Annotated in this window: 27 protein-coding genes; 18 read left to right on the top strand and 9 right to left on the bottom strand. The window is 30.0% G+C overall.

The features are described from left to right. Positions 1 to 268 precede the first annotated feature (268 nt). The 12 genes from B6S12_RS08800 (at position 269) to hddC (ending at position 12,909) form a co-directional block, all read left to right on the top strand. Complete coding sequence (locus B6S12_RS08800; RefSeq protein ID WP_111230425.1) at positions 269 to 1,570, top strand: DUF6395 domain-containing protein; 1,302 nt, start codon at positions 269 to 271, stop codon at positions 1,568 to 1,570. 9 nt (positions 1,571 to 1,579) lie between these two features. Then, a complete protein-coding gene (locus B6S12_RS11535) occupies positions 1,580 to 3,559 on the top strand; it encodes a hypothetical protein (RefSeq protein WP_245892639.1) in 1,980 nt (659 codons plus the stop codon). 471 nt (positions 3,560 to 4,030) lie between these two features. Next, entirely contained in the window at positions 4,031 to 5,260 is a 1,230-nt protein-coding gene (locus B6S12_RS08810) for a DegT/DnrJ/EryC1/StrS family aminotransferase (protein WP_111230426.1), read from the top strand. Beyond that, positions 5,260 to 5,805 (top strand): dTDP-4-dehydrorhamnose 3,5-epimerase family protein, encoded by a 546-nt coding sequence (locus B6S12_RS08815; protein WP_111230427.1) that lies wholly within the window; start codon positions 5,260 to 5,262, stop codon positions 5,803 to 5,805. Before B6S12_RS08810 ends, B6S12_RS08815 begins: the two co-directional genes overlap by 1 nt. Before the next feature lie 2 nt (positions 5,806 to 5,807). Beyond that, positions 5,808 to 6,764: an FkbM family methyltransferase gene (locus B6S12_RS08820; protein ID WP_111230428.1), complete on the top strand. Its 957-nt coding sequence runs from the start codon at positions 5,808 to 5,810 to the stop codon at positions 6,762 to 6,764. Further along, positions 6,761 to 7,828 (top strand): GDP-L-fucose synthase family protein, encoded by a 1,068-nt coding sequence (locus B6S12_RS08825; protein ID WP_111230429.1) that lies wholly within the window; start codon positions 6,761 to 6,763, stop codon positions 7,826 to 7,828. Before B6S12_RS08820 ends, B6S12_RS08825 begins: the two co-directional genes overlap by 4 nt. A 103-nt stretch (positions 7,829 to 7,931) precedes the next feature. Beyond that, positions 7,932 to 8,486, top strand: coding sequence for a dTDP-4-dehydrorhamnose 3,5-epimerase family protein (locus B6S12_RS08830; RefSeq protein ID WP_111230430.1), 555 nt, complete (start codon positions 7,932 to 7,934; stop codon positions 8,484 to 8,486). Further along, a complete protein-coding gene (locus tag B6S12_RS08835) occupies positions 8,479 to 9,534 on the top strand; it encodes an NAD-dependent epimerase/dehydratase family protein (RefSeq protein WP_111230431.1) in 1,056 nt (351 codons plus the stop codon). Before B6S12_RS08830 ends, B6S12_RS08835 begins: the two co-directional genes overlap by 8 nt. Before the next feature lie 61 nt (positions 9,535 to 9,595). Next, on the top strand, positions 9,596 to 10,630 hold the full coding sequence (locus B6S12_RS08840) for a GDP-mannose 4,6-dehydratase (protein WP_111230432.1): 1,035 nt from the start codon (positions 9,596 to 9,598) through the stop codon (positions 10,628 to 10,630). Between the two features lie 4 nt (positions 10,631 to 10,634). Further along, positions 10,635 to 11,654 carry a D-glycero-D-manno-heptose 7-phosphate kinase gene (gene hddA / locus B6S12_RS08845; RefSeq protein WP_111230433.1) on the top strand — a complete coding sequence of 340 codons (1,020 nt, stop codon included), beginning with the start codon at positions 10,635 to 10,637 and terminating at the stop codon, positions 11,652 to 11,654. Beyond that, the gene (gmhA2, locus tag B6S12_RS08850) at positions 11,642 to 12,247 is read left to right on the top strand and encodes a D-sedoheptulose 7-phosphate isomerase (protein ID WP_038815392.1); all 606 of its coding nucleotides are present in this window, start codon (positions 11,642 to 11,644) and stop codon (positions 12,245 to 12,247) included. The genes hddA and gmhA2 (B6S12_RS08850) overlap by 13 nt, the downstream gene beginning before the upstream one ends. Beyond that, positions 12,235 to 12,909: a D-glycero-D-manno-heptose 1-phosphate guanosyltransferase gene (hddC, locus tag B6S12_RS08855; RefSeq protein WP_111230434.1), complete on the top strand. Its 675-nt coding sequence runs from the start codon at positions 12,235 to 12,237 to the stop codon at positions 12,907 to 12,909. Before gmhA2 (B6S12_RS08850) ends, hddC begins: the two co-directional genes overlap by 13 nt. Positions 12,910 to 13,341: 432 nt before the next feature. Here the strand turns inward: hddC and B6S12_RS08860 are convergent, their stop codons facing one another. Genes B6S12_RS08860 through B6S12_RS08885 form a run of 6 tightly spaced genes read right to left on the bottom strand, consistent with a single transcriptional unit; the run spans position 13,342 to position 16,209 of the window. After that, on the bottom strand, positions 13,342 to 13,938 hold the full coding sequence (locus B6S12_RS08860; protein WP_111230435.1) for a glycoside hydrolase family 19 protein: 597 nt from the start codon (positions 13,936 to 13,938) through the stop codon (positions 13,342 to 13,344). Positions 13,939 to 13,946: 8 nt separating this feature from the next. After that, positions 13,947 to 14,279 carry a hypothetical protein gene (locus tag B6S12_RS08865; protein WP_111230436.1) on the bottom strand — a complete coding sequence of 111 codons (333 nt, stop codon included), beginning with the start codon at positions 14,277 to 14,279 and terminating at the stop codon, positions 13,947 to 13,949. 10 nt (positions 14,280 to 14,289) lie between these two features. After that, positions 14,290 to 14,664 (bottom strand): hypothetical protein, encoded by a 375-nt coding sequence (locus tag B6S12_RS08870; RefSeq protein WP_111230437.1) that lies wholly within the window; start codon positions 14,662 to 14,664, stop codon positions 14,290 to 14,292. Then, on the bottom strand, positions 14,661 to 14,930 hold the full coding sequence (locus B6S12_RS08875; protein WP_111230438.1) for a hypothetical protein: 270 nt from the start codon (positions 14,928 to 14,930) through the stop codon (positions 14,661 to 14,663). The genes B6S12_RS08870 and B6S12_RS08875 overlap by 4 nt, the downstream gene beginning before the upstream one ends. 32 nt (positions 14,931 to 14,962) lie before the next feature. Then, positions 14,963 to 15,574 carry a DUF2589 domain-containing protein gene (locus tag B6S12_RS08880; protein ID WP_111230439.1) on the bottom strand — a complete coding sequence of 204 codons (612 nt, stop codon included), beginning with the start codon at positions 15,572 to 15,574 and terminating at the stop codon, positions 14,963 to 14,965. A 47-nt stretch (positions 15,575 to 15,621) separates the two neighbouring features. After that, entirely contained in the window at positions 15,622 to 16,209 is a 588-nt protein-coding gene (locus B6S12_RS08885) for a DUF2589 domain-containing protein (RefSeq protein ID WP_111230440.1), read from the bottom strand. A 231-nt stretch (positions 16,210 to 16,440) separates the two neighbouring features. Between B6S12_RS08885 and B6S12_RS08890 the strand changes: the two genes are divergently transcribed. From B6S12_RS08890 to gmhA2 (B6S12_RS08905), 4 genes are all read left to right on the top strand, one after another. Further along, a complete protein-coding gene (locus B6S12_RS08890; RefSeq protein ID WP_111230441.1) occupies positions 16,441 to 16,986 on the top strand; it encodes a hypothetical protein in 546 nt (181 codons plus the stop codon). Between the two features lie 127 nt (positions 16,987 to 17,113). Beyond that, positions 17,114 to 17,698 (top strand): hypothetical protein, encoded by a 585-nt coding sequence (locus tag B6S12_RS08895; protein ID WP_111230442.1) that lies wholly within the window; start codon positions 17,114 to 17,116, stop codon positions 17,696 to 17,698. Next, the gene (locus B6S12_RS08900) at positions 17,698 to 18,420 is read left to right on the top strand and encodes a substrate-binding periplasmic protein (protein WP_111230443.1); all 723 of its coding nucleotides are present in this window, start codon (positions 17,698 to 17,700) and stop codon (positions 18,418 to 18,420) included. The genes B6S12_RS08895 and B6S12_RS08900 overlap by 1 nt, the downstream gene beginning before the upstream one ends. Before the next feature lie 103 nt (positions 18,421 to 18,523). Then, the gene (gene gmhA2 / locus B6S12_RS08905; protein ID WP_111230444.1) at positions 18,524 to 19,120 is read left to right on the top strand and encodes a D-sedoheptulose 7-phosphate isomerase; all 597 of its coding nucleotides are present in this window, start codon (positions 18,524 to 18,526) and stop codon (positions 19,118 to 19,120) included. A gap of 60 nt (positions 19,121 to 19,180) precedes the next feature. Here the strand turns inward: gmhA2 (B6S12_RS08905) and B6S12_RS08910 are convergent, their stop codons facing one another. Continuing rightward, positions 19,181 to 19,456 (bottom strand): EscU/YscU/HrcU family type III secretion system export apparatus switch protein, encoded by a 276-nt coding sequence (locus B6S12_RS08910; RefSeq protein ID WP_111230445.1) that lies wholly within the window; start codon positions 19,454 to 19,456, stop codon positions 19,181 to 19,183. After that, positions 19,456 to 20,070, bottom strand: a complete 615-nt coding sequence (gene ribE / locus B6S12_RS08915) for a riboflavin synthase (RefSeq protein ID WP_111230446.1) — start codon at positions 20,068 to 20,070, stop codon at positions 19,456 to 19,458. The genes B6S12_RS08910 and ribE overlap by 1 nt, the downstream gene beginning before the upstream one ends. Before the next feature lie 67 nt (positions 20,071 to 20,137). On the opposite strand from ribE, the gene B6S12_RS08920 reads away from it, so the two are divergent. Then, positions 20,138 to 20,935, top strand: coding sequence for a TatD family hydrolase (locus tag B6S12_RS08920; RefSeq protein ID WP_111230447.1), 798 nt, complete (start codon positions 20,138 to 20,140; stop codon positions 20,933 to 20,935). Here B6S12_RS08920 and B6S12_RS11540 read toward each other — a convergent pair. Beyond that, positions 20,919 to 21,812 carry an SEL1-like repeat protein gene (locus tag B6S12_RS11540; RefSeq protein ID WP_146239355.1) on the bottom strand — a complete coding sequence of 298 codons (894 nt, stop codon included), beginning with the start codon at positions 21,810 to 21,812 and terminating at the stop codon, positions 20,919 to 20,921. The two genes, B6S12_RS08920 and B6S12_RS11540, sit on opposite strands and share 17 nt — an antisense overlap. A gap of 192 nt (positions 21,813 to 22,004) precedes the next feature. Here B6S12_RS11540 and B6S12_RS08930 point away from each other — a divergent pair. Further along, a partial coding sequence (locus tag B6S12_RS08930; protein ID WP_181451018.1) for a cache domain-containing protein occupies positions 22,005 to 22,989 on the top strand: 985 nt, incomplete at its 3' end.

A 22,989-nucleotide genomic window follows, 5' to 3' on the forward strand; every position in this document is an offset into this window, starting at 1 on the left:
CTGGTATGTCTGCTGTCAGAAGAAAATATTTTGATTCATTTAAGCAGTGGCATGCAAATCTTCAAGAGAACTTTTATTTGGAATTTCCATTGAAGAAGCGTACTTTTTGGGCACCATTAGAGATGCAAGTTTCTTATAAAGAAAATAAAATTTAGAGGAGTTTATTTATGAGAGTTGAGATATCTGCAAATGATACTTATGTGTTTTTTGATTTTTATTTAAATAGTAAGGAAGAAAAAAGCTACAATAGATGCCCCCCCCCCCCCATATGAACAATAGAAGTTGTTTTTTTAAATTACCAATAAAAATCAGTTTAAAAGAGATACATCCAGATTTGTTGGCTATGGCATCTCTTTTGTGTGTGTATCCTTTTGTAGCAGAAGAGTTAGTATTGCCTTTTAGTGTATCAAGCGAATTTTCAGATATAGTGAAAAAACAGCTTGATATTAATATTCCTAAAAAAGATTCCAAAATAGTTCCGAGAAAAATTAGTAATGGTAGGCCTGGTTTGGCTTATAGTGGAGGAGTTGATTCGACGGCAGCTTTATCATTAATGCCAGAAAATACAGTAGTTATGTTTTTAGATAGAATTATGCCAAGTTTTAAAAAGCATTTGTATGACAAAACAGCTCCTTTGAGTGCTTTGGGAGATTTGCAAAGCATTAAAGAAGAAGTATATTCTGTTCCTACCAATTTAGAGTATTTAAGAAGTCCAGTTGGCTTTCCTGTGGATAATGATGAACAATTTATAGCACTGGCTGTATATATACCATTTATTCTGTTAGCTGATTATTATAAAATTGACAGTCTTGCTTCAGGTGCTGTTATGGAATCGGTTTTTAAAGTGGGACTTGAAAAGTTTGAGAATTTTGGTGAAAATATTTTTTATAATCGTTGGTTTTTGATTTTTGAAAATATTTCTTGTGAATTATTTTTTCCAACGGCAGGTTTAACAGAAGTTGCCACAGCTATTATAGATTTAAAAAATCCTGTTTCAAATTTTACACGCTCTTGCATGCGAGGTAATGATAAGAAGCCTTGTGGTAAGTGTGTTAAATGTTTTAGAAAGCATACACTAGCAAGTGCTTTAAGTGGTAATAAAATATCTCAAGACGAGTTATTAGACAATATTAATAGCAGAGAAGTGCTTTCGCATATATATAGATATGATATTTCTAGGCATGAAAATGTGTATAGATTTATAGTAGATAATATTGTGGATGATGATTTTTTTGTTCATTTTGGGAATAGAATTAGAAATGAAAATGAAGATACATCTTGGATGACAAGATGGTATAGTAAGAGTATTGAATTTATTCCGCAAAAATATAGAGAAGATTATAAAACTAGATTATTTTTGTATATTGAACCAATGAATGAGAAAGATATAGACTTTGTTGAGAAGTGGGAAAGAGATAAATATAAAAAATCAGAAAAGATTATTAAAAATTGGCAAAAATATCTAGATACTTTGATAAAAGATGAAAAATTGTTATCTTATGCCCATGCTTTAGATGTTGTTCAAACTAATAAAGAAAGTTTATTTAAAAAAATAAAAAAATTTTTTTAGGCATGCAGGATGAAGAATATATTAGCTTTAAATAACGATGGTTTTGGATGTAGGTTGGCTGCAATGTTGAATGCTATAAAAATATCTCAAGCTTTTGGGGAAGATTTTTATTTTAGATGGGATTGGAAGCGTAACAATGAATATCATGCAGTAGAGCCAAAAGAGCATGTTTTTTCTCAAGATTTTATAAGAAAATATTACCTTAATGAATTACCTAAAGAAACTGTAGGGACTTATAGAAATTTTTTTGAGGATTATGAAAAATTTGTTAATTTTCGAGGCTATGTTCAAAACCAAGAATTTGTGAATTATTGCAAAAAATATAATGTTGAAAATCGGTGGAAGACTTTTAGTTATAAACAAGCTTTTGAATTTATTGATTTTTCTAAAAAATATAAAAACATTATTGATAAAATCCAATCTTTAAAATTAAAAGATGTTGTAGCGGTACATTTAAGAGGAGGAGATATAGTTTATGCGAATTTTAATAAAAGAATTAATTTAGTTGTAAAAACAACTCCTTTGCCTATTGCTATAGAATTGTTGCAAAGATTTCAACCAGATAAAATTGTTTTTATAGTTCAAGATATTGAAATAGAGCATTTTTTAAAACAAAAATATAATGTAAAAACTGTTTCCTTGTTTTATGAAAAATATTATGATAAATATGAAAAAGCTTTTTTTGATATGATGTTTATGTCTCAATGTAAGAAGATTATAGCTTCACATTCTGGATTTTCAATTTCAGCTTCTTATATTGGAGAAAATGAGATTGTGTCTTATAAGAATTTAATTGGACAAGAAGAGTTGTGTAAAATTGTTAAAACTTGTTATTTGGGTCTTGATTCACAGATAAAAATAAAGATACCTAATCAGCATATTTCTTTTGATATCTTATCGCTTTTGATTAATGGTAAAAATAATTTAACAAAGGAAGAATATATTTATTGGAGTAAATGTGGATTTGAGCATAATGAAGAAAATTCTACTTTTTTAATTTTACAAATTTTTTGCCATTATGCTTTTGGAGAGTATGATTTGGCTGATGAAATTATTAGAAGAGAGTTTTTAAGTTCTAGTAACTTTAAAAGATTGATTTTAAGTATTCAAAGTAATTATTTTGCTAAATTTCAATTATCTAGAGATACTTATTTTGATGAATTTGTGGTAAATTGTAAAAAAAGCACTTATGGATTCTTTTTGTATTGTATATTTATGATAGAATTTTATATGAAAGATAATAAAGATATTGATGATTTTTTTGTAGGGCAAAATTTATCAAAAATTAATTATGAAATTTTAATTACTGAGACATGTTGTGAGGCTAGAATGTATTTAAAATATTTTTTTAATTTTTTGATTGAAACTCAGAGCTTTTCTTGTAACGCTATGATTGATAAGGAGCATCAAGAAAGTGATAATAGCAATGTTAGAAAAAAAGACACAACAATAAAAGCTAATATAGTTCAACTTAATGCTCTGCAAAATAATATGACAGAAAAGCTAAATAAGAACAAAGAAGCATTGGTTCAAAAAAATAGTAGGATACAAGCCTTAATGCAAGATATTCGGGCACAAAATAATCAATTATCCTTTCAAACTAAATACGGAACTGCCAAAGCAAGAATCCAAAACCAATTATCCTATAAAATAGGACAAGCTTTAATAGCAAATTCTAAATCTTTATTAGGTTATATAAGAATGCCTTTTGTATTATCTTATATAAAAGATAAACATAAACAAGAACAAAAAATTTATCAAGAAAAAATAAAAAAAGATCCTTCTGCAAAACTACCTCCTTTAGAAGCTTACCCTGACTATAAAGAAGCCTTAAAAGAGAAAGAATGTTATGCTTATAAATTGGGAGAAGCTTTTATTAAAGCTCATAAAACTTGGTATAAGGGTGGATATTTGAAATTTTATTTTAAGGATATATCTGCAATAAAGTGGAAAATAAACAATAAGAAATACAATGATTACAAAAAATGAGATGCAAGAAATGAAAATTTAAAAAGTGGTTTTAGTGGGTAGTGGCTAAACATCTCTAGAAAGTAAAGAGTGTGGCTGTGTATTTTTATCAAGATTAATGAAGGTTTAACATGAATTTGAAGCTCATATTATGAGGGATTTATGGTTGTTCAAAATTAAGATGCAAAAAAATCATATAGTTAAGGACTTTGATGATAAAAATTTTCAATTAAAGAAAAAATTACATAAAATTTTGAAATATATCGTATTTGTAAAAAGGACAGATTATTGTTTTTTAAGCAAGAAAAGATGAAAATATAGTATTTGGTTTTAATACATAGAATTGCAAAAAGATTAATGCGCTTATTATAATTAAGATGAACTAGATGGTTTTAAAAAGCTTTATGTTTGATTGATAGTTGTGAAGTAAATTTGTGAATAAGGAAATAAAATGATGTATGAATGGTATGTAAAAAATAAAGGAGTAAATAAATGAAAAAATACACATTAGCTTCATCTACTTGGGATGAAAAAGAATTGCAAGCAATACAAGAAGTTATTAAAAGTGATATGTTTACTATGGGTAAAAAAGTAGCCGAATTTGAAAAAGATTTTGCTACTTTTGTGGGTTCTAAATATGCGGTTATGACAAGTTCAGGATCTACCGCAAATTTAATTGCAACTGCAGCTTTGTTTTACACAAAAAATCCTAAATTAAAAAGAGGAGATGAAGTTATAGTTCCTGCGGTATCTTGGAGTACCACTTACTATCCACTTTATCAATATGGCTTAAAGCTTAAATTTGTTGATATTGATTTAGAAACTTTAAATTATGATTTAGAAAGTTTAAAAAGTGCAATTAGTAATAAAACAAAAATGATTATGGTAGTAAATCTTTTAGGAAATCCTAATGATTTTGATGTAATTAAAGATATGATAAAAGATAAAGATATTGTCTTGCTTGAAGATAATTGTGAATCAATGGGTGCTGAATATAAAGGAAAACAAGCTGGAACTTTTGGTGTTATGGGAACTTTTTCTACTTTTTTCTCTCATCATATGGCCACAATGGAAGGTGGATTTGTAGTGACCGATGATGAGGAATTGTATCATGTACTACTTTGTTTAAGGGCACATGGATGGACTAGAAATTTACCAAAAGAAAATAAAGTAGCAAATAAAAGTGATGATTGGTTTAGTGAATCATTTCGTTTTGTTTTACCAGGATATAATGTGCGTCCTGTAGAAATGAGCGGGGCTATAGGTATAGAACAACTTAAAAAATTGCCTATGTTTTTGCAATATCGTAGGGAAAATGCAAAGTTATTTTGTGATTATTTTAAAAATCACCCTGATTTTATTATACAAAAAGAAATCGGAAATAGTTCGTGGTTTGGATTTTCATTGGTAATTAGACCAAATTCCAAAGTGCAAAGAAAAGATATTATTAAAAAATTAGAAGAAAATGATATAGAGTATCGTCCTATAGCTACTGGTGATTTTACGCAAAATGAAGTGATTAAATATTTTGATTATGAAATCCATAATGAGCTTAAAAATGCCAAATATATTCACGAAAAAGGATTTTTTGTAGGCAATCATCAATTTAGCATTAGTGAGCAAATAGAGTTATTAAATAAAGTTATAGGGGGGGGGGATTTAAATAGTCTTAAATTTAATAACCTTACTGCAACCTTTAGGCAAGTCTTAAAGGTTGCATAATGGCTATTGGGTTTGATATTAAAGAATCCTCACTATTAAAAGGTGTGTATGTGATAACTCCAAATAAATTTAGAGATTTAAGAGGTGAAATTTGGACAGCATTTACGAGTGAAGTTGTAGATAAACTACTGCCAAATGGATTAAAATTTATACATGATAAATTTATACATTCAAAACACAATGTAATTCGTGGAATTCATGGAGATGTTAAAACATATAAACTAGCAACTTGCGTTTATGGAGAAATACATCAAGTTGTGGTTGATTGCAGAAAAGATTCACCAACCTATTTAAAGCATGAAAAATTTATAATAAATCAAGACAATCAGCAAATTATTTTAGTTCCAGCAGGCTTTGGAAATGCACATTATGTTAGTAGTGAAAGTGCTGTGTATTATTACAAATGTGCATACAATGGAGATTATGTTGATGCAAATGAACAATTTACCTATGCCTGGAATGATGAAAGAATAGGAGTTGATTGGCCTACTAAAAATCCTATTCTTTCAGAGAGAGATATTTTAGCAAGTAAAAACGGAGAATAAAAATGCAAAATTTAGAAAAACTTTTAACAGAGCTTAATAAAAAAGTGGATTTTAGTAATCAGTTAGCTTATTGTAATTTAATGTCAAATATTATAGTAAATTCTAAAATCAATGAAGATGATAAACAAATTTTACTTATGCTTTTACAAGATAGAGATAGAAATTATATTAGACTAAACCATAATGAACAATGCTATGAGAATATTTTAAAATATTTAAAGTTGATTCAACCACTTGTAATGCCAAATGAAGAGCTAGTGCGTATGGGTGGAAAAAGTGATGGTGGCTATGTTATGTATGGCTTAACCTTGCGGGGGGGGGGGGGCTTAATGGATAGCAAAGCCTTATCTTTAGGTGTTAGCGAAAGTTCTCCTTGGGATTTAGAAATGGCAAAAAAGGGCTATCAAGTTATAGAATACGATGCGAGTATTGAAAAATCTCCTTACAATCATAAAAATATCATTTTTCACAAAAAATTTATAGGCAGTGTAAATGATGACAATACGATTACATTATCACAAGTTTTGAAAGATAATAATTTAGATAAAAATAAAGCAAATATTTTGCAATGTGATATAGAAAATTCTGAATGGGAAATGCTAGAGGGAATTGATATAGGGCTTTTAAATAAATACTTTACACAAATTATTTTTGAATTTCATGGGTGTAATCCAGAGGAGCAAGATGGGGTGGAACTACGCACAAAACAGCTAGAGAGAATAAGAGAATATTTTGTGCCTATCCACACACATTTAAACAACCATGGAAAAATCTTTTATTCTCGCGATCTTTTTTGGAGCACAACGATTGAAGTGAGTTATTTAAGAAAAGATATTGCAGGCAAGTTTTTGCAAAATGGATATAGAAAAATAGCAGGTAATATTGAAGGGCTTGATTGTCCTTCATTTGCTTCTAATCCTGAAATTCCATTGCGATTTGAAGAAAGGGAAAATATATGAATAAAGATTCTAAAATCTACATTGCAGGGCATAGAGGTTTAGTGGGTTCTGCAATACTGGAAAATTTAAAAAATAAAGGTTATCATAATTTAATTTTTAAAACACATTCTGAACTTGATTTGACAGATCAAAAAGCTGTAGAAGAATTTTTCAAACAAGAAAAACCAGAATATGTGATTTTATCTGCGGCAAAAGCAGGTGGAATTGCTGCTAATAATACTTATCGTGCGGATTTTATTTATCAAAATTTAATGATAGAATGCAATGTGATTCATAATGCTTTTTTACATAAAGTAAAAAAATTGCTTTTTATTGCTTCAACTACCGTGTATCCAAAAAATGCAACTTTACCAACAAATGAAAATCAAATGTTGTTAGGGGATTTAGAATATACTAATAAGCCTTACGCTATTGCAAAAATTGCGGGACTTATGCTTTGTGAAAGTTATAATTTGCAACATGGCACAAATTTTATAGCAATTACGCCTACAAATTTATATGGAAACAATGATAAATTTGATCTTGAAAAAGCTCATGTAGTGCCTGCTATGCTTAGAAAATTTCATTTAGCAAAATTGCTCAGTGAGGGCGAAGAAAAAGAATTGTTGAGGGATTTAAAAATGAATTCTTTAAGTGAGGCAAAAGAGTATTTAAAAACCTTTGGAGTTGATGAAAATAGTGTAGAAATTTGGGGAACAGGAGAACCAACTAGAGAGTTTCTGCATGGCCAAGATTTAGCAGAAGCTGTGATTTTTATAATGAAAAATATTGATTTTAAAGATTTGGTAAATGGTAAGAAGGCAATTACTAATACACATATAAATATAGGTCCTAATGAAAATATCAGTATTAAAGAATTGGCAAGATTAGTAAAAGATATTGTGGGTTTTAAAGGTGAGATTGTATTTAATGTAAATCGTCCCAATGGTGTTATGCAAAAACTTACAGACTGCTCTAAAATCCACTCTCTGGGCTGGAAACACAAAATAAATTTAGAACAAGGAATAAAAATGATGTATAAATGGTATTTGAAAAATTATCCTGCGGGGGGGGGGGGCTTTTAGTAGCTCATCTCTTTAAAAGTTTCTTTAGAATTTCTAAAATACAGATTTTCAATAATAGATATAGACTAAAAGTGCAATCTCAAGTCAATTTGGAGGTTGCATAATGGCTATGGCATTCGATATTCAAGAATCAAAAAAATTAAAAGGCGTTTATATCATCACTCCAAACAAATTTAGCGATTTAAGAGGTGATATTTGGTCTGTTTTTTCACAAGAAAATTTAGGCAATCTTCTTCCAGATGGGCTTAATTTTGTTTTGGATAAATTTACCCTTTCAAGACCCAATGTTTTAAGGGGTATTCATGGAGATCATAAATCTTGGAAATTAGTGACTTGTGTCTATGGAGAAGTTCATCAAGTTGTGGTTGATTGTAGAAAAGATTCATCAACTTATCTCAAATGGGAACGTTTTATTATTAACAAAGAAAATCCACAGCTAATTCTAATTCCACCTTATTTTGGCAATGCTCAATATGTTAGTTCCAAATATGATGCTTTATATTATTATAAATGGGCATATGAAGGCGAGTATGTGGATGCTAATGATCAATTTACATATGCGTGGAATGATGAAAGAATAGGAATTGATTGGCCCACAAAAGCACCAATTCTTTCAGAAAGAGATATTTTGGCAATGCAAGGAAAAAGTCATGGATAAAAATTCTAAAATTTATATAGCGGGTCATAAAGGATTAGTGGGTTCTGCTATCTTAGAAAAATTACAAGAAGAGGGTTATAAGAACATTGTTTATAGAACTCATTCTGAGCTAGATTTGATAAATCAAAGTGCTGTAGAAGAGTTTTTTAACCAAGAAAAACCCGAATATGTATTTTTTAGTGCTGCTTTTGTTGGGGGTTTTATAAAGCAAAAAAAATATCCAGCAGAATTTTTATATAATAATCTAATGATGCAAAATAATGTTATCTTTGCAAGTGCTAATCATAATGTTAAAAAACTTGTATATTTGGCTTCTGCCTGTGTTTATCCAAAAGATACACCTTTGCCCATCAAAGAAAGCTCTATGCTAACAGGTGTTTTTCAGCCCAATAATGAAGCGTATGCTATTGCTAAAACAGCTGGCATTAAACTTTGTGAATATTTTAACTTGGAAAAAAACAAGGATTTTTTATGTGTTGCTCCAACTAGCATTTATGGCAAAAACGATAATTTTGATTTAGAGGACTCTCATGTGCAGGCTGCTATTTTTCGCAAAATTTACTTAGCCAAGCAATTAAATGAGAAAAATTATTCTGCTTTGTGCAATGATTTGCAGATTAATGATAAAGATGAAGCAGTAAAATATTGCAGAAAATATGGTATTTTTGAAGATCATATTAAGATGATTGGAACCGGAATAGCTTCAAGAGAATTTGCTTTTGCGGATGATTTGGCACAATTTTGCATACATTTGGCAAAAAATATTAATTTTAAAGATTTATGTGAATATAGTAAAGATGGCGAGTTAATTAGCTCTGTTGTGAATTTTACTAGCAATAGTTTAATAAGTATAAAAGAACTTTCTTTTTTGATAGGAAAATTACTTCATTATAAAGGAGAGATTATCTTTGAGAATAATGTAGGCAAAAATGATGGAACGCTAAAAAAAGTTATGTCGCAAGAAAAATTTAATAAACTAGGGTTTAAAAAGCAAACCACTTTAGAACAGGGATTGTCAATAATGATTGAAAAATATTTGAAAAAATAAAGCAAATAGTAATAAAATATATGTTTTAATATTGAAATATTTTACATGTTAGGAATAAAAAGTGGATAAAAAAACAGCATTAATCACTGGTTTTACTGGGCAAGTTGGTTCACAAATGGCGGATTTTCTATTGGAAAATACAGATTATGAAGTTATTGGCATGATGCGTTGGCAAGAAAGTATGGAAAATATTTATCATTTAAATGATAGGATCAATAAAAAAGACAGAATCAGCATTTTTTATGCGGATTTAAATGATTATTCTAGTATTCAAAAGCTTTTTGAAACCAAGCGTCCTGATGTGATTTTTCATTTAGCAGCACAATCTTACCCAAAAACTTCTTTTGATATACCTATCGAAACTTTACAAACTAATATCATAGGCACAGCAAATATCTTAGAAAACATTAGATTACTAAAAGCCAAAGATGGCTATGATCCAGTAGTGCATGTATGCTCATCTAGTGAAGTTTATGGGCGTGCAAAAGTGGGTATAAAGCTAAATGAAGAAACACCTTTTCATGGGGCAAGTCCTTATAGTATAAGTAAAATTGGAACTGATTATTTAGGAAGATTTTACGGTGAGGCTTATGGTATCAAAACCTTTGTTACTAGAATGGGAACTCATAGTGGTCCAAGAAGAAGTGATGTATTTTTTGAAAGTACTGTTGCGAAACAAATTGCATTGATTGAAGCGGGTTATCAAGAGCCTATTATAAAAGTGGGAAATTTATCGAGTGTGAGAACTTTTCAAGATTGTCGTGACGCCATAAGAGCTTATTATTTGCTTTCATTAGAAAGCGCAAAAGGTAAAGTGCCTTGTGGAGAAGCTTTTAACATAGCAGGGGAAGAAGCTTTTAAGCTTCCTGAAGTCATAGATATACTTTTAGGATTTTCAACAAAAAAAGATATCAAAGTAGAGCAAGATGAAGAAAGACTTCGCCCTATTGATGCGGATTATCAAATGTTTGATAATACAAAAATCAAAAGTTATATCAATTGGAAGCCTGAAATTCCAGCTAGAAAGATGTTTGAAGATTTATTAAATCATTGGAGGGATGAGATTAAAAAAGGCAACATCCCACTAAATAGGTGAAATTATGAAAATAATTCGTTCTCAAACTCCACTTCGTCTTGGTTTAGCAGGTGGAGGGACTGATATTAATCTGTATTGTGATAAATACACAGGCTATGTGTTAAATGCCACAATTTCACTTCATATTCATTGTACTTTAATAGAAAGAAATGATAACAAAATCATTTTTGATTCTCCAGATACTGAAGGTTTTGCTGAATATGAAAGTAAAGAGCATTTGGAAAATGATGGAAGATTAGATATTTTTAAAAGCATTTATAACCGCATTGTAAAAGACTTTACACAAGAACCATTGAGTTTTTCTTTGCATACTTATTCTGATGTGCCAAGTGGTAGCGGTTTAGGCAGTAGTTCTACTTTAGTTGTAGGGGTTATAAAAGCTTTTGTTGAATGGCTTAATTTACCTTTAGGCGAGTATGAAATCGCTAAACTTGCTTATGAAATAGAACGCGAAGATATGGGCATAGTAGGCGGTGCGCAAGATCAGTATGCTGCCACTTTTGGTGGTTTTAATTTTATGGAATTTTATGATCAAAAAAGAGTGATTGTTAATCCTTTGCGTATAAAAAATTGGATAGCAAGTGAATTAGAATCGCGTATTGTGCTTTATTTTACCAATATCACAAGAGAAGCAAAAGATATAGAAGAACATAAAAAAGGAAAGCTTGGAGGCGGTAAATCCTTAGAGGCTATGCATGCAATAAAGCAAGATGCAATTGATATGAAAGAGGCTTTATTTAGAGCCAGATTTGATACTTTGGCGGCTATTTTGAATAAATCTTGGCAATCTAAAAAGATTATTTCTGAAATTGTAAGTAATGATGAGCTCGAAAGAATTTATCACTTGGCCATGCAAAATGGAGCTTATAGCGGAAAAACTAGTGGTGCTGGAGCAGGTGGATTTATGTTTTTCTTTGTAGATCCAACCAAAAAATACAACTTAATCAAAGCTTTAAACAAGGAACAAGGCTATGTGCAAGATTTTTCATTTACTAAAGAAGGGGCAAAATCATGGAGAATTTAAATTTATATATCAAAGAACATTTTAAAGATAGTATCAGCGTAAAGGAACAAATTTTAAACGATGATAATTTAGTAGAGCTTATCAAAAAAGCTTCACTAGAAGTCATAAAAGCTTATAAAAATGGTAACAAAACTTTACTAGCAGGAAATGGCGGAAGTGCGGCTGATGCACAACACATTGCGGGAGAATTTGTAAGTAGGTTTTATTTTGATAGACCAGGTATTGCTAGTATTGCTTTAAGCACAGACACTAGCATATTGACAGCTATTGGAAATGATTATGGTTATGAAAATTTATTTTCTAGACAAGTGCAAGCACAAGGAAACAAAGGTGATATTTTTATAGGAATTTCTACGAGTGGAAATAGTAAAAATATCATTAAGGCCTTAGAAGTTTGCAAAGAAAAAGGAATTTTTAGCATAGGCTTAAGCGGAGAAAGTGGTGGAGCTATGAACGAGCTTTGTGATATTTGCATCAAAGTGCCTAGTTCTTGCACTCCTAGAATCCAAGAGTCTCATATTGTTATTGGACATATTATTTGTGCTATTGTTGAAGAAGAACTTTTTGGAAAAGGTTTTGGGTGCAAGCTATAGTTTTATGTGGGGGTTTGGGCACAAGGCTTAAAAGTGTGATTAGCGATATCCCAAAACCCATGGCACCGATAAATGGCAAACCTTTTTTGGAATTTATCTTTGAATATCTTAAAAAACAAGATATAAAAGAAGTAATTTTGGCAGTTTCTTATAAATATGAAATTATAAGGGCGTATTTTAAAGATGAGTTTTTAGGCATTAAAATAAAATACAGCATAGAAAAAGAGCCTTTAGGAACTGGTGGAGCGATTAAACAAGCCTTAAATTTGGTAGAAAAAGAGGCTTTTGTATTAAATGGTGATACTTTTTTTGATATTGATTTGTTTAAATTAAAATTGTGTGAGAGTAAAATTTGCCTTGCTTTAAAAACCATGAAAGATTTTGACAGATATGGAGCAGTGGAGCTTGATGGAAATTTTATCAAATCTTTTAAAGAAAAGGAATTTGTAAAGCAAGGTTTTATTAATGGTGGAATTTATCTTTTAGCTAAAGATATTTTTAAAAGTTTTTCGCTGGAATCTAAGTTTTCTTTTGAAAGTTTTTTGCAAGAAAATTTTAGAGTTTTAAAGGCTAGAGCTGAAATTTTTGAAGATTATTTTATAGATATTGGTGTGCCTAAAGATTATAGAGTGTTTATCAACTCTCAGATAACAAAGTTATAAAAGGTTGTTTTTAGAATTATTGATAAATAATTTGATAGATTTGCAAAGATTAATGTCGTTATCGTTTGGTATTTTTTCAAAAAATAAAATAGTGTCAATTTGAGATATATTCGAATATTAAACAATTTTATTTTATGGAAAAATTTACTAAAATTAAAGCGTAAGAATAGTTGGTTAAATAATGCATAATGAAAACATAAATTAAATTTGTATCAAATTTATGCCTAAAGATATATTTTAGAATAAAAAGAAGGTCTGAAAAAACTAAAAAAGCTTTATAATAAAAATACTTTTATTATAAATTTAAAAATTAAAGAGTCGGAATTAAAATAAAATTTTATATTTTTTGTTAAAAAATAAACTTTTTATACATAAAAAATAGACTTTGACCTAGGAAAACTAATAGTCTTGAAAAATCCAAGACTATTAAACTTAAGCAAATATTTCCTTGAATTTTTTATATTTGCTTTCCCTATCTTCTAAGCCATTAAAACCACCATTGATTTTTTTAGTCATTGTTTTGATATCATCTTTATCGCAAAGCTCGTTTAAATTCTCTTTTTTCCAAAAATAAAGTGCTGATTCCAAAGCTCCTTCATCACTTAAGCAATACTCAAGTGCCTCATCTAAACTTTTACCTATGCTTTTGGCAAAATTTTCATAGTTGTTTTTGCCTGTAAGCTGGATAAAGCCTCTTCCTCGGTATTTGTAGCCTTCTTTGCTGGCTTCATCTGCATTTCCCATACGATTTGCATAAATTTTACTAGCGATTTTTTCAGGTTTTCTCTCGTATTCTTTTGCCTTATCTATACTTTCAAAATATTTTGGGAAAACCGCTAAAAGGGCTTTTGCACTATAGTTTAGATTCTCTTCTTTAAATTTAAAATTTCCGCTTTCATGGGCACATTGAGCTAAAAAGCCGCAAATGCGATTTAGCGTGCTTATTTCATATTTTTCAAATAAAGATAGTAAAGTGTTTAAATTGAGATTTATCCCGGCTTTATTTAAATTTTCTTGTGTTAGATTCATTTTTACTCCTATTGGATTAAATGTGCAAGACTAATCTCATCAATACTTACCACTTCACCACCTTCAGGATCGTTATTTATTTCATCTAAATAATTATAGATTACTTCAATGAATTCTTTTAAGGTTTCTACATCTGTATTTTCATCAATATGTAAATCATCTAATAACGATTCAATTTGAAGCGTATAATTTGGGTGTGCTGAATGGTAAAGTATCTTTCCTGGTTTTGGGCGAGCTGTTTTTTGGTTGGCTAATTCTATAATAGATTCTTCAAGCAATCTATATTTCTCTCCCAATAAAATATGGTAAATTGATCTTGGTATAATGTGATGTTTTTCCATTTTTCTCTCCTTATAGTATAAGCCAAATTTTTTGGGCCAAATCATCATTTATAAGCTCATCATCTAAAAGCAATTTTTGATTACTTATCGTGATTTTGTGTGTGCTAAAATGTTTTAATATTCGCTTAAAAAAATTTGGCTTTTTAGTCAAATATCTATCTTGCTTTTCTTTATAAACGCTAAAACTAAGCTCTATGTTTAGTGTATAATTTGGATAAAAAAGCATTCTAAATGCTAGTTCTAGCGGAATATCAAGGCGTTTTTTTATTAAAAAAGCTAGTTTTTTATATTTTCTTTTAGAAAACTCTTCAAGCTTTTCTTCACAAAACACCTTTTCATTTTGCAAAAGAAAAACAAAATATTGCAAAGAGATGGCTTTTTTCATTGATTTTCCATCCATAAAGGCTTTTTCTCAAATCCTATGTGATATACAACCCATTGTTGCACCACTTGATGTTCTCCGAGATTTAAAACATTAAAGTTTTTCTCGCAAGCTATAATGTGTCCTTTGGGAAAATTATTTAAACATTTGTTGAGAAATTCCATATCTTGTTTGGCTTGTTCTTCGGTATATACGGACTTTGTGTCTTTTTGTCCTAAAGTGATTCTTTTGATAAAACCCACTGAACTTAAATCAAAAATTTTAGCCATTGCTACTCCTTAAAATATTTGACAAATTATTTTTATTCTGTTACACTTTGCTCTTCATTAGCAGTTTGTGCATTTTCTATTTGCTTTGTTGCACCCTCTGCTTTTGGTTGTATAGAGTTTTGGATAATATCTAAAACTCTTGATAAACCCTCACTCATTCCATCATCTCTAGCATGCAATTCCACATGATATTTTGCAGAAGTATCTGTTCTTCTAGTGTTTTCTTTATGAGAGCTAATAGAACCTTTTACAGAAACTCTTGCTTTAAAGCAGGCAAAGCCAATGGAAGCTTCAGCATCTAAAGTTCCGCTTTTATCGCTGGATTCTTTTGATTCTTCGGCGGTTTTAACCTCCATATCAAAAGTAATATCTAAGCTATTGATTGCTAGACTAGGAACTTTTACAATAGTAAGCAGTGGAGCTTGGATACTCATTTTTTGAGTGCTTCCATCTTCATTGATGCGTTCATAGTGAAAATCTGCTGTTCTAATGGTTTCCCCATCTTCTTTCATTCCCACAGTTTTAATGAAATTTGCTGTGGCATTTGCGAGTTGTAATTGTGCATCACAAGCTGCTTGTAAAGGGCCTCCAATTAAAGAAGCCATCGGTAATCCTGAAAATTGATTAGCTATTTCTGTTGGCATTTTTACTCCTTATAATTTGTATTTATTGTTTTTAATTTTGTTTTTTGTTAATTTTCTTTATTTTCTACATCGTTTGTTACCTCCTTTCTTAAGATTAGATCTTCTTGATAACCTTGAGCGTTATTAATAAGTTCATTGATCATTCTTGAAGTTCCCTCAGGAAGATCATGTTTGCACATAGTAAGAGAGATGTGAGCAGACAATCCTTTTTCTTTGCCAAAGCCTGCACCCACTACATCAATTTTTAAAGAGGGTAAATCATTAAAATCTTTCATTTCCTCTTGATTTGTATGGGCAGAATTATCCAAACCTACTAGACTTACATCAAATTCTGTCTTAATTTTTTCTATATGGATAGGTGTAATGGGTAAAAGATTGATATAAGGAACACTATAATATTTGGTTTTGAAGTTTTTAGAATCAGAATCGGGAATTCCAATTTTTAATCTTTTTGGGAAAATTCCTGGTAATAGTTCATCTGTAACTTCTCCTTTTTTATCTTTTTTAAATTTTCTTTCAAAAAAAGTAAAGAGGTGAGAAAGTTGAGATTCTTCCACATCGCTTTGTGCTTGTGCAACAGATTTTGCAATAGAGATAATAATATCACTTAAAGATTGATTTGCACCATTGTTCATTTTTTAACCTTTTAAATTAATTTTGCATATCATATAATAATCACTAATAGTGATTATTCAAATGCTTAAAGCATTTGAATAATCACTATGCTTTTGTCAAGAGTTTTTATAATTTTTTTGTATTTTTTATATTAAAAAATATATTTGACTTTTTTATTATTTTTGATATACAATTTTGTTTGGATAAAGAAGCTCTATGTTTTTTAAATTTTACAAATTCAAGGAGATAAAATGTTTTTTGCAAGACTTTTAGCAATTGTTGTTTTATTTAGTAGTATTGTTTTTGCAGATATTACAGGTATTATTGAAGAGCAAAATACCTTAACGCAAAAATGCGAAACTTATATGGAAGAAATTAACAAGAAAGATATCGGCGATGTTTATCCTTTTTTTCTTAAAGAAGGCAAAGAAGTAAATAAAAATGATTTTGTTTACTTAAATTTAAATGCTGGTAAAGCCGATGCTTTTATTCGTTTGTATGAGTTTAAAAATACTTCTTTGCAAAATGCTTATGAAAATTTAAAAAGCATTCTTAAAAATAATGAAAATATTAAAATAAGAAGTATTTTACCTAAGGTAAATGCTGAAGATGCTTTGAAATTTCAAGTAAGTGTTGGAAATGAAAATGATGGACACACTTGCTATATTTACAAAAATCCTAATGAGCTTTGGATTAAATCTATTCCGCAAAAGGGTGAAGAATTTATTTTTATCTTAAAACAAGTTGGTGAAAATTCTAAGCTTTATTATTATGGAAAAATAACTCTCAAAGACTAAATTTTAAGGCAAAGGCTAAAAAGCTTTTGCCTTGTTCTTCTTTTCAAAAATATCTTTAAACATTTTGTAGTATAATTTTAGAGGATAAAAAATTCTATGTTTAGTGTAAATTCTAAAAAGGATATTTATGGAATTTACAAAAACAACAATAACTTTAGCAGGACTTTTGATGAGTTCTATTATAGCTAATTTTACAGGTTTTGCTAGTTTAGATGAGCTTTATGAAACTGGAGCGATTTTTAATCAAAATGCTACTTTTAGTGGAATATGTGAGCAATATGCTGGTAAAATTCAAAGGCATTCTGCTTCCACTATGCGTTATTATCAACTACTCAATCAACCCTTCAATCAAAATTCTCCCAAAAAAGATCAGTTTGGTTTTGCTTATGCTAATTTGTGTGATTCTTGTTCGGAGGTAAGCATAAGAAAATACTATTTTAAGGACAAAAGCATATCTCAAGCTTATGAAACAATGGTCAGCTCTTATAGACTTCCTTTGCGTTTAAATTTGCCTGGTAAAAGTTCCCAAGATAGTTTTGATATCTATAATGATATAGAAGCAGAAAATGGAAGAAATTGTTATATTTACAATGATGGCTTAGTCTGGGTGCAATCCAGTGATATTTATAATGTGCCTCTATTGATTTTAAAAAGATTGATAATGGTGTTGAAATGCTTTATTATAAGCGTTTGGATGTTTAAGGAGAAGTGATGAAAAAAATAATTTTAATCATATTAAGTCTATTTTTTAGTGCTTGTTTTGATGATGGTGAGACTTTAAAAGTGGGCGTTGCGCCTAATTATTTTCCTTTTGAATTTAAAGACAAACAAGAAAAACTTAGTGGTTTTGATATAGAGCTTATAGAAGAGCTATCTAAGCGTTTAAATTTAAAAATCAAGTGGGAAACAAAGTATGAATTTAATGAGCTCATTGGTGCACTTTTGGATAAAAAAATTGATTTGATTTCCTCTTCTTTGTTTATCACTCCAGAGAGACTGAAATTGATTGATTTTACACAACCTTATTATTTTTCAAAAACTGCTTATTTAAGACATAAAGATAGTATTTATATAAAAGAAATATCTAATTTAAATGGAATGAAAATAGGTGTAAGAAAGGGGAGTGTGCAAGAACAAGAGATTAAAAAATATTCCAGCTTCATTGTGCCATTAGAGGAAACAGAAAAGTTATTTAGGCAATTAAATGAAGGGGTAATTGATGTTTTAGTGGTTGATAATTCTATTGTTATGGAGCATTTAGGTATGTATCAAGACATAGAGGTTTTTCATTATGAAAATGAAAGTAGCAATGGTTATGGAATTGGTTTAAGAAAGGAAGATAGGCTTTTGCTTAAGAAAATTAATGACGAACTTATAAAAATGCAAGAAGATAAAACCTTGCAAAAACTTATTGCAAAATATCATTTGCCTTAAAAATTAAATCTCTCTTGCTTTAAAGAGGGATTTTAAAACTTTTGATATTATTTTATACAAAGCAAATTTTTGTATAATTGTTTTATATATAATAGGAGTAATTATGCGAAATTTAGAAAATTATATTAAAAATCAAATCCAAGATTCCATAGAAGTTAAAACTAAAATTTTAAACGATGATAATTTAGTAGAGCTTATCAAAAAAGCTTCCCTAGAAGTCATAAAAGCTTATAAAAATGGTAACAAAACTTTACTAGCAGGAAATGGCGGAAGTGCGGCTGATGCACAACACATTGCGGGAGAATTTGTAAGTAGGTTTTATTTTGATAGACCAGGTATTGCTAGTATTGCTTTAAGCACAGACACTAGCATATTGACAGCTATTGGAAATGATTATGGTTATGAAAATTTATTTTCTAGACAAGTGCAAGCACAAGGAAACAAAGGTGATATTTTTATAGGAATTTCTACGAGTGGAAATAGTAAAAATATCATTAAGGCCTTAGAAGTTTGCAAAGAAAAAGGAATTTTTAGCATAGGCTTAAGCGGAGAAAGTGGTGGAGCTATGAACGAGCTTTGTGATATTTGCATCAAAGTGCCTAGTTCTTGCACTCCTAGAATCCAAGAGTCTCATATTGTTATTGGACATATTATTTGTGCTATTGTTGAAGAAGAACTTTTTGGAAAAGGTTTTGAATAAGAAATATTTAGCAAGGATAATAAAAATTAAACAATTAGAAAGCTTATTGCAAAAAGGGCTTTAGCCCTTGCTTGCTTGTGCTTTTGCTTCTGTTTTGTAGAGCCAGATAAATACTTCTACTACAGCTTTATAGAGTTCAGGTGGTATCTCCTCATCAATCTCTAAATGAATAAGCGAATCTACCAATGCTTTGCTTTGAAAGAGGGGTATATCAAATTCTTTTGCCTTTTCTATAATGCGTTCTGCAAGTAATCCTTCTCCTTTTGCTAGGACTTTTGGGGCGCGTTGTTTATTTTGCTCATAGGCTAGGGCGACGGCTTTTTGTGTAGGTTTCATTAGTAGCTTCCTAAGATTTTGTCTATGCTTTCCCAGCTTAATTTATTTTTATTTTTGTTGTCTAGAAAGTGTTTTAGCATTCTTGCAAACATATCAGTTTCTATATTTACTCTCCAGTCTTCTTGATAGCGAGTAAAAAGTGTTTGTTTTAGAGTGTGGGGAATAATTGTTAGGCGGATTTTATCTTCTAAAACTTCATTGATGGTTAGGCTAACTCCATTGATTGCTATGCTACCTTTTGGAATGCAAAGCTCTAAAAGTTCACTATTTAGGCTAATGTAAAAGTCAGTGCCAATACTATGAGGCACAATTTTGCTAATTATCCCAATTCCATCAATATGTCCTTGCACAATATGTCCATCTAGTCTATCTGAAAGCATTAAAGCAGGCTCAATATGCACTAAATCTTTATAGTTTTCTATGGCGATTTTGTTTTGTGTTTCTTCACTTAGCTCTAGGCTAAATCCTTTTGCATGAATTTCTACTGCGGTGAGACAAGCACCATTTACAGCGATACTATCGCCAATTTTAGGTTTATAAGTAGCCTCTAAAACAAGAAGGTTATTTTGTAAAGATTGCACTTTAGCAAACTCTCTTATTAAGCCTGTAAACATCAAAAATCCTTAGCTTTTTAAGATAATTTGGGTATGATTTTAGCATAAAAACATTTAAGGAAATAAAATGGAGCTTTGTGATACACATTGTCATTTAGATGATTTGGTTTATGAAGAGGATTTTGATTTGATGATAAACCGTGCAAAAGAGCAGGGAATTACGCGTTTTATTATCCCAGCAGCACATCCGCAAGATTTGCAAAGAGCCAAAGAATTAGCCCATAAATATGAGGAAATTTATTTTGCAAGTGGATTGCACCCAAATTACGCACATCTTTATGATGAAGAATTTTTAGAAAGTTTTATAAGTGATGAAAAGTGCGTGGCTATTGGAGAATGCGGGCTAGATTATTATAGAATAGATGAGGCACTAGAGCAAATGGGGCTAAAATCCAAAGAAGAACTTAAAGAGGTGCAAAAAAAAGTCTTTATCGCACAAATTAAACTAGCAATTAAATACAAACTTCCACTAATTGTGCATATTAGGGAAGCTAGTAATGATAGTTTGGAGATTTTAAGTGAGTATGCAAAGGATTTAAATGGTGGGGTCTTACATTGTTTTAATGCAGATTTACAGCTTCTTTCTTTAGCAAAGCACCGCTTTTTTTATGGGATTGGTGGGGTTTTAACCTTTAAAAATGCAAGAAAGCTTGTAGAGGTTTTGCCTAAAATCCCTCTAAACGCTTTGCTTTTAGAGACAGATGCACCCTATCTCACTCCACACCCCTTTAGAGGCAGTAGGAATGAGCCTAGCTATATTCCTTTGGTTTTGGAAAAAATGAGCGAGATTTTAGAAATCTCTAAAGAAGAGCTAAAAAAGCAAATTATTAGCAACACAAAAGAGCTTTTTAAAAAGGTCGGCTAGAAAAGGAAAGCTCTTCAATGTAGTTTTTTATATCTCTAGCATAAGCACATGATTTTGTGTCATAGGAAAATTGCCTTTTGCACTTAGTTTTGTAGCTTTGCAGAGAAATTTGCAAAAGATAGAGTTTTAGATTTTTATCTTTAGTGTTTTTAGGCAAGGAATAGTAGCAATAATCATAATATCCTGCTTTGCAAGATTTTAAAAAAAGCTCATAGGCTAAAGTGGGATTATCATTTATTTCTATAAAGGCTTGTGCAAAGCAAAATTTTTCATTTTTCTTGCATGCTTTAGAGCTTAATTCTCTTGCTTTTTGTAAGTCTTGCTTGATTCCTATTTCTTCTGCTTTAAAATATAGATAGCCAAGTCCTCCGCACATCTCTATAATACCTAAATCACAATTTTCTTTCACAAAAGCAAAGGCTTCCTTTTTATCTTTTGTAAGGAGAACTGAAGCTTGGTGAAATAATGCGTTGGGGACTTTTTGAAGGAGAAAATTGTCTAAATTTGTTTGAAAGGTTTTTGCATCAATGTTTTTAAGCTCAAAATCTAAATCGTTCAAAATAGCACAAGATGGAAGATGTTTAAGATTACAGGCTTTTTTATAAAGAATATAGGCAAAATCTATATTATAATCTAAACGCACTCCAGATATAAATTCATAGGCCAAGGCGTTACAATCTTTGGCATTATTGTTTAGGCAGGACTTTTGAAGCTTTTTTGGTGAAATTAAAAAAAACTCTTCACCTTTTGGAGTTTTTGAGAAATTTTCTTTGAAATTCTTATTTAAAATCTCTTTTAATAAAATGTTCTCTGTATTTTGTGCATTCAAAGAAGTAAAAAGGACTAGTAAAAACAGATAAATAATCAAATTTTTCATCAAGAAAATTATAATTTTTTTTGTAGAAAAAAGCAAGAAATAATTTATTTCAACTTTTTAAAAGATTTTTTAAAATTATTTTTAAATTATTCTATTCTTAGTTAAAAAATAAATTAACAAAAATTTGTTATAATGAAAAATATTTTATTTATAAGCTATGCAAGGGGGAGAGCATAGAAAAAGGAGGAAAGGGTGAAATCTATCACGCTTAAAATTTCAAGTTTTATTATAGTAACTTTTGTTATTATTATGGGGATTACTTCATATTTGGGTTATCTTGGTATTAAGACAAGCACAACAGAAATTTATGGTAGTTTGCAACAAAGTATTTTAAAATCAAGCTATGAGATTGTTAATGAAAAATTAAATCTTGAAGTTATGCAACAACTAAGCATAGCCTTGCAAGAGATGGTAGATGAGAATACTTTATATGATGAGGAGGCACAAAAGGGATTTTTGCGTTTTTTGGTGGAAGGTAATGGTTATGAAGGTGCATTTTTTTATATAGAAAATAACAAAATGTTAAAGATGGGAGAAATAAATAACAGTTTTGAAGAGATTGGAGAAATTTTAAAGAAAACTAAAGAAACTAAAGGAATTTATCTAGCAGATGTCAAAAAGGTAAATAATAAGAAATATATTCTTAGTATCGTATTGCCTTTTAGTCAAAATGGAGAAAAAGGCGTGATTGGTGTAGATCTAAATATGGGATATTTTCAAGAAAAATTTAAAAGTTTTGCAAATCCTTTATTACCCCATCTTTCTATTTTTATTCTTGATGAAAGCGGACAAATTGTCTCCCACAAGCTACCTAAATTTATCCTTGATGGCAAAATGGATGAGGCAGAAACCTATATAGCTAATGCACTCAAACAGAGCAAAGAAGCAAGTATTGATTATATTAATGCAAGGGGTTTGCCAGCAAAAGCAAACTATAAACAATTGCCTTTTGGATGGACGCTTGTAGTATCAGTAATTACTACAGATTATACAGAAGGTATTAATAAATCAGCTATTAAAGATGTAATTTTAGGACTTATTTTTCTTATTATAGGTGTGGCAGTGCTTTATGGAATTATTAAGCTTTATTTAAAACCCCTCTCCTCTATCCAAAATGGCTTATCAGGTTTCTTCTCCTACCTAAACCATGAAAGCAAAAATGCTCCTAAGCCTATTA

The sequence above is a fragment of the Helicobacter valdiviensis genome, assembly GCF_003245365.1.
Classification (GTDB): Bacteria; Campylobacterota; Campylobacteria; order Campylobacterales; family Helicobacteraceae; genus Helicobacter_D; species Helicobacter_D valdiviensis.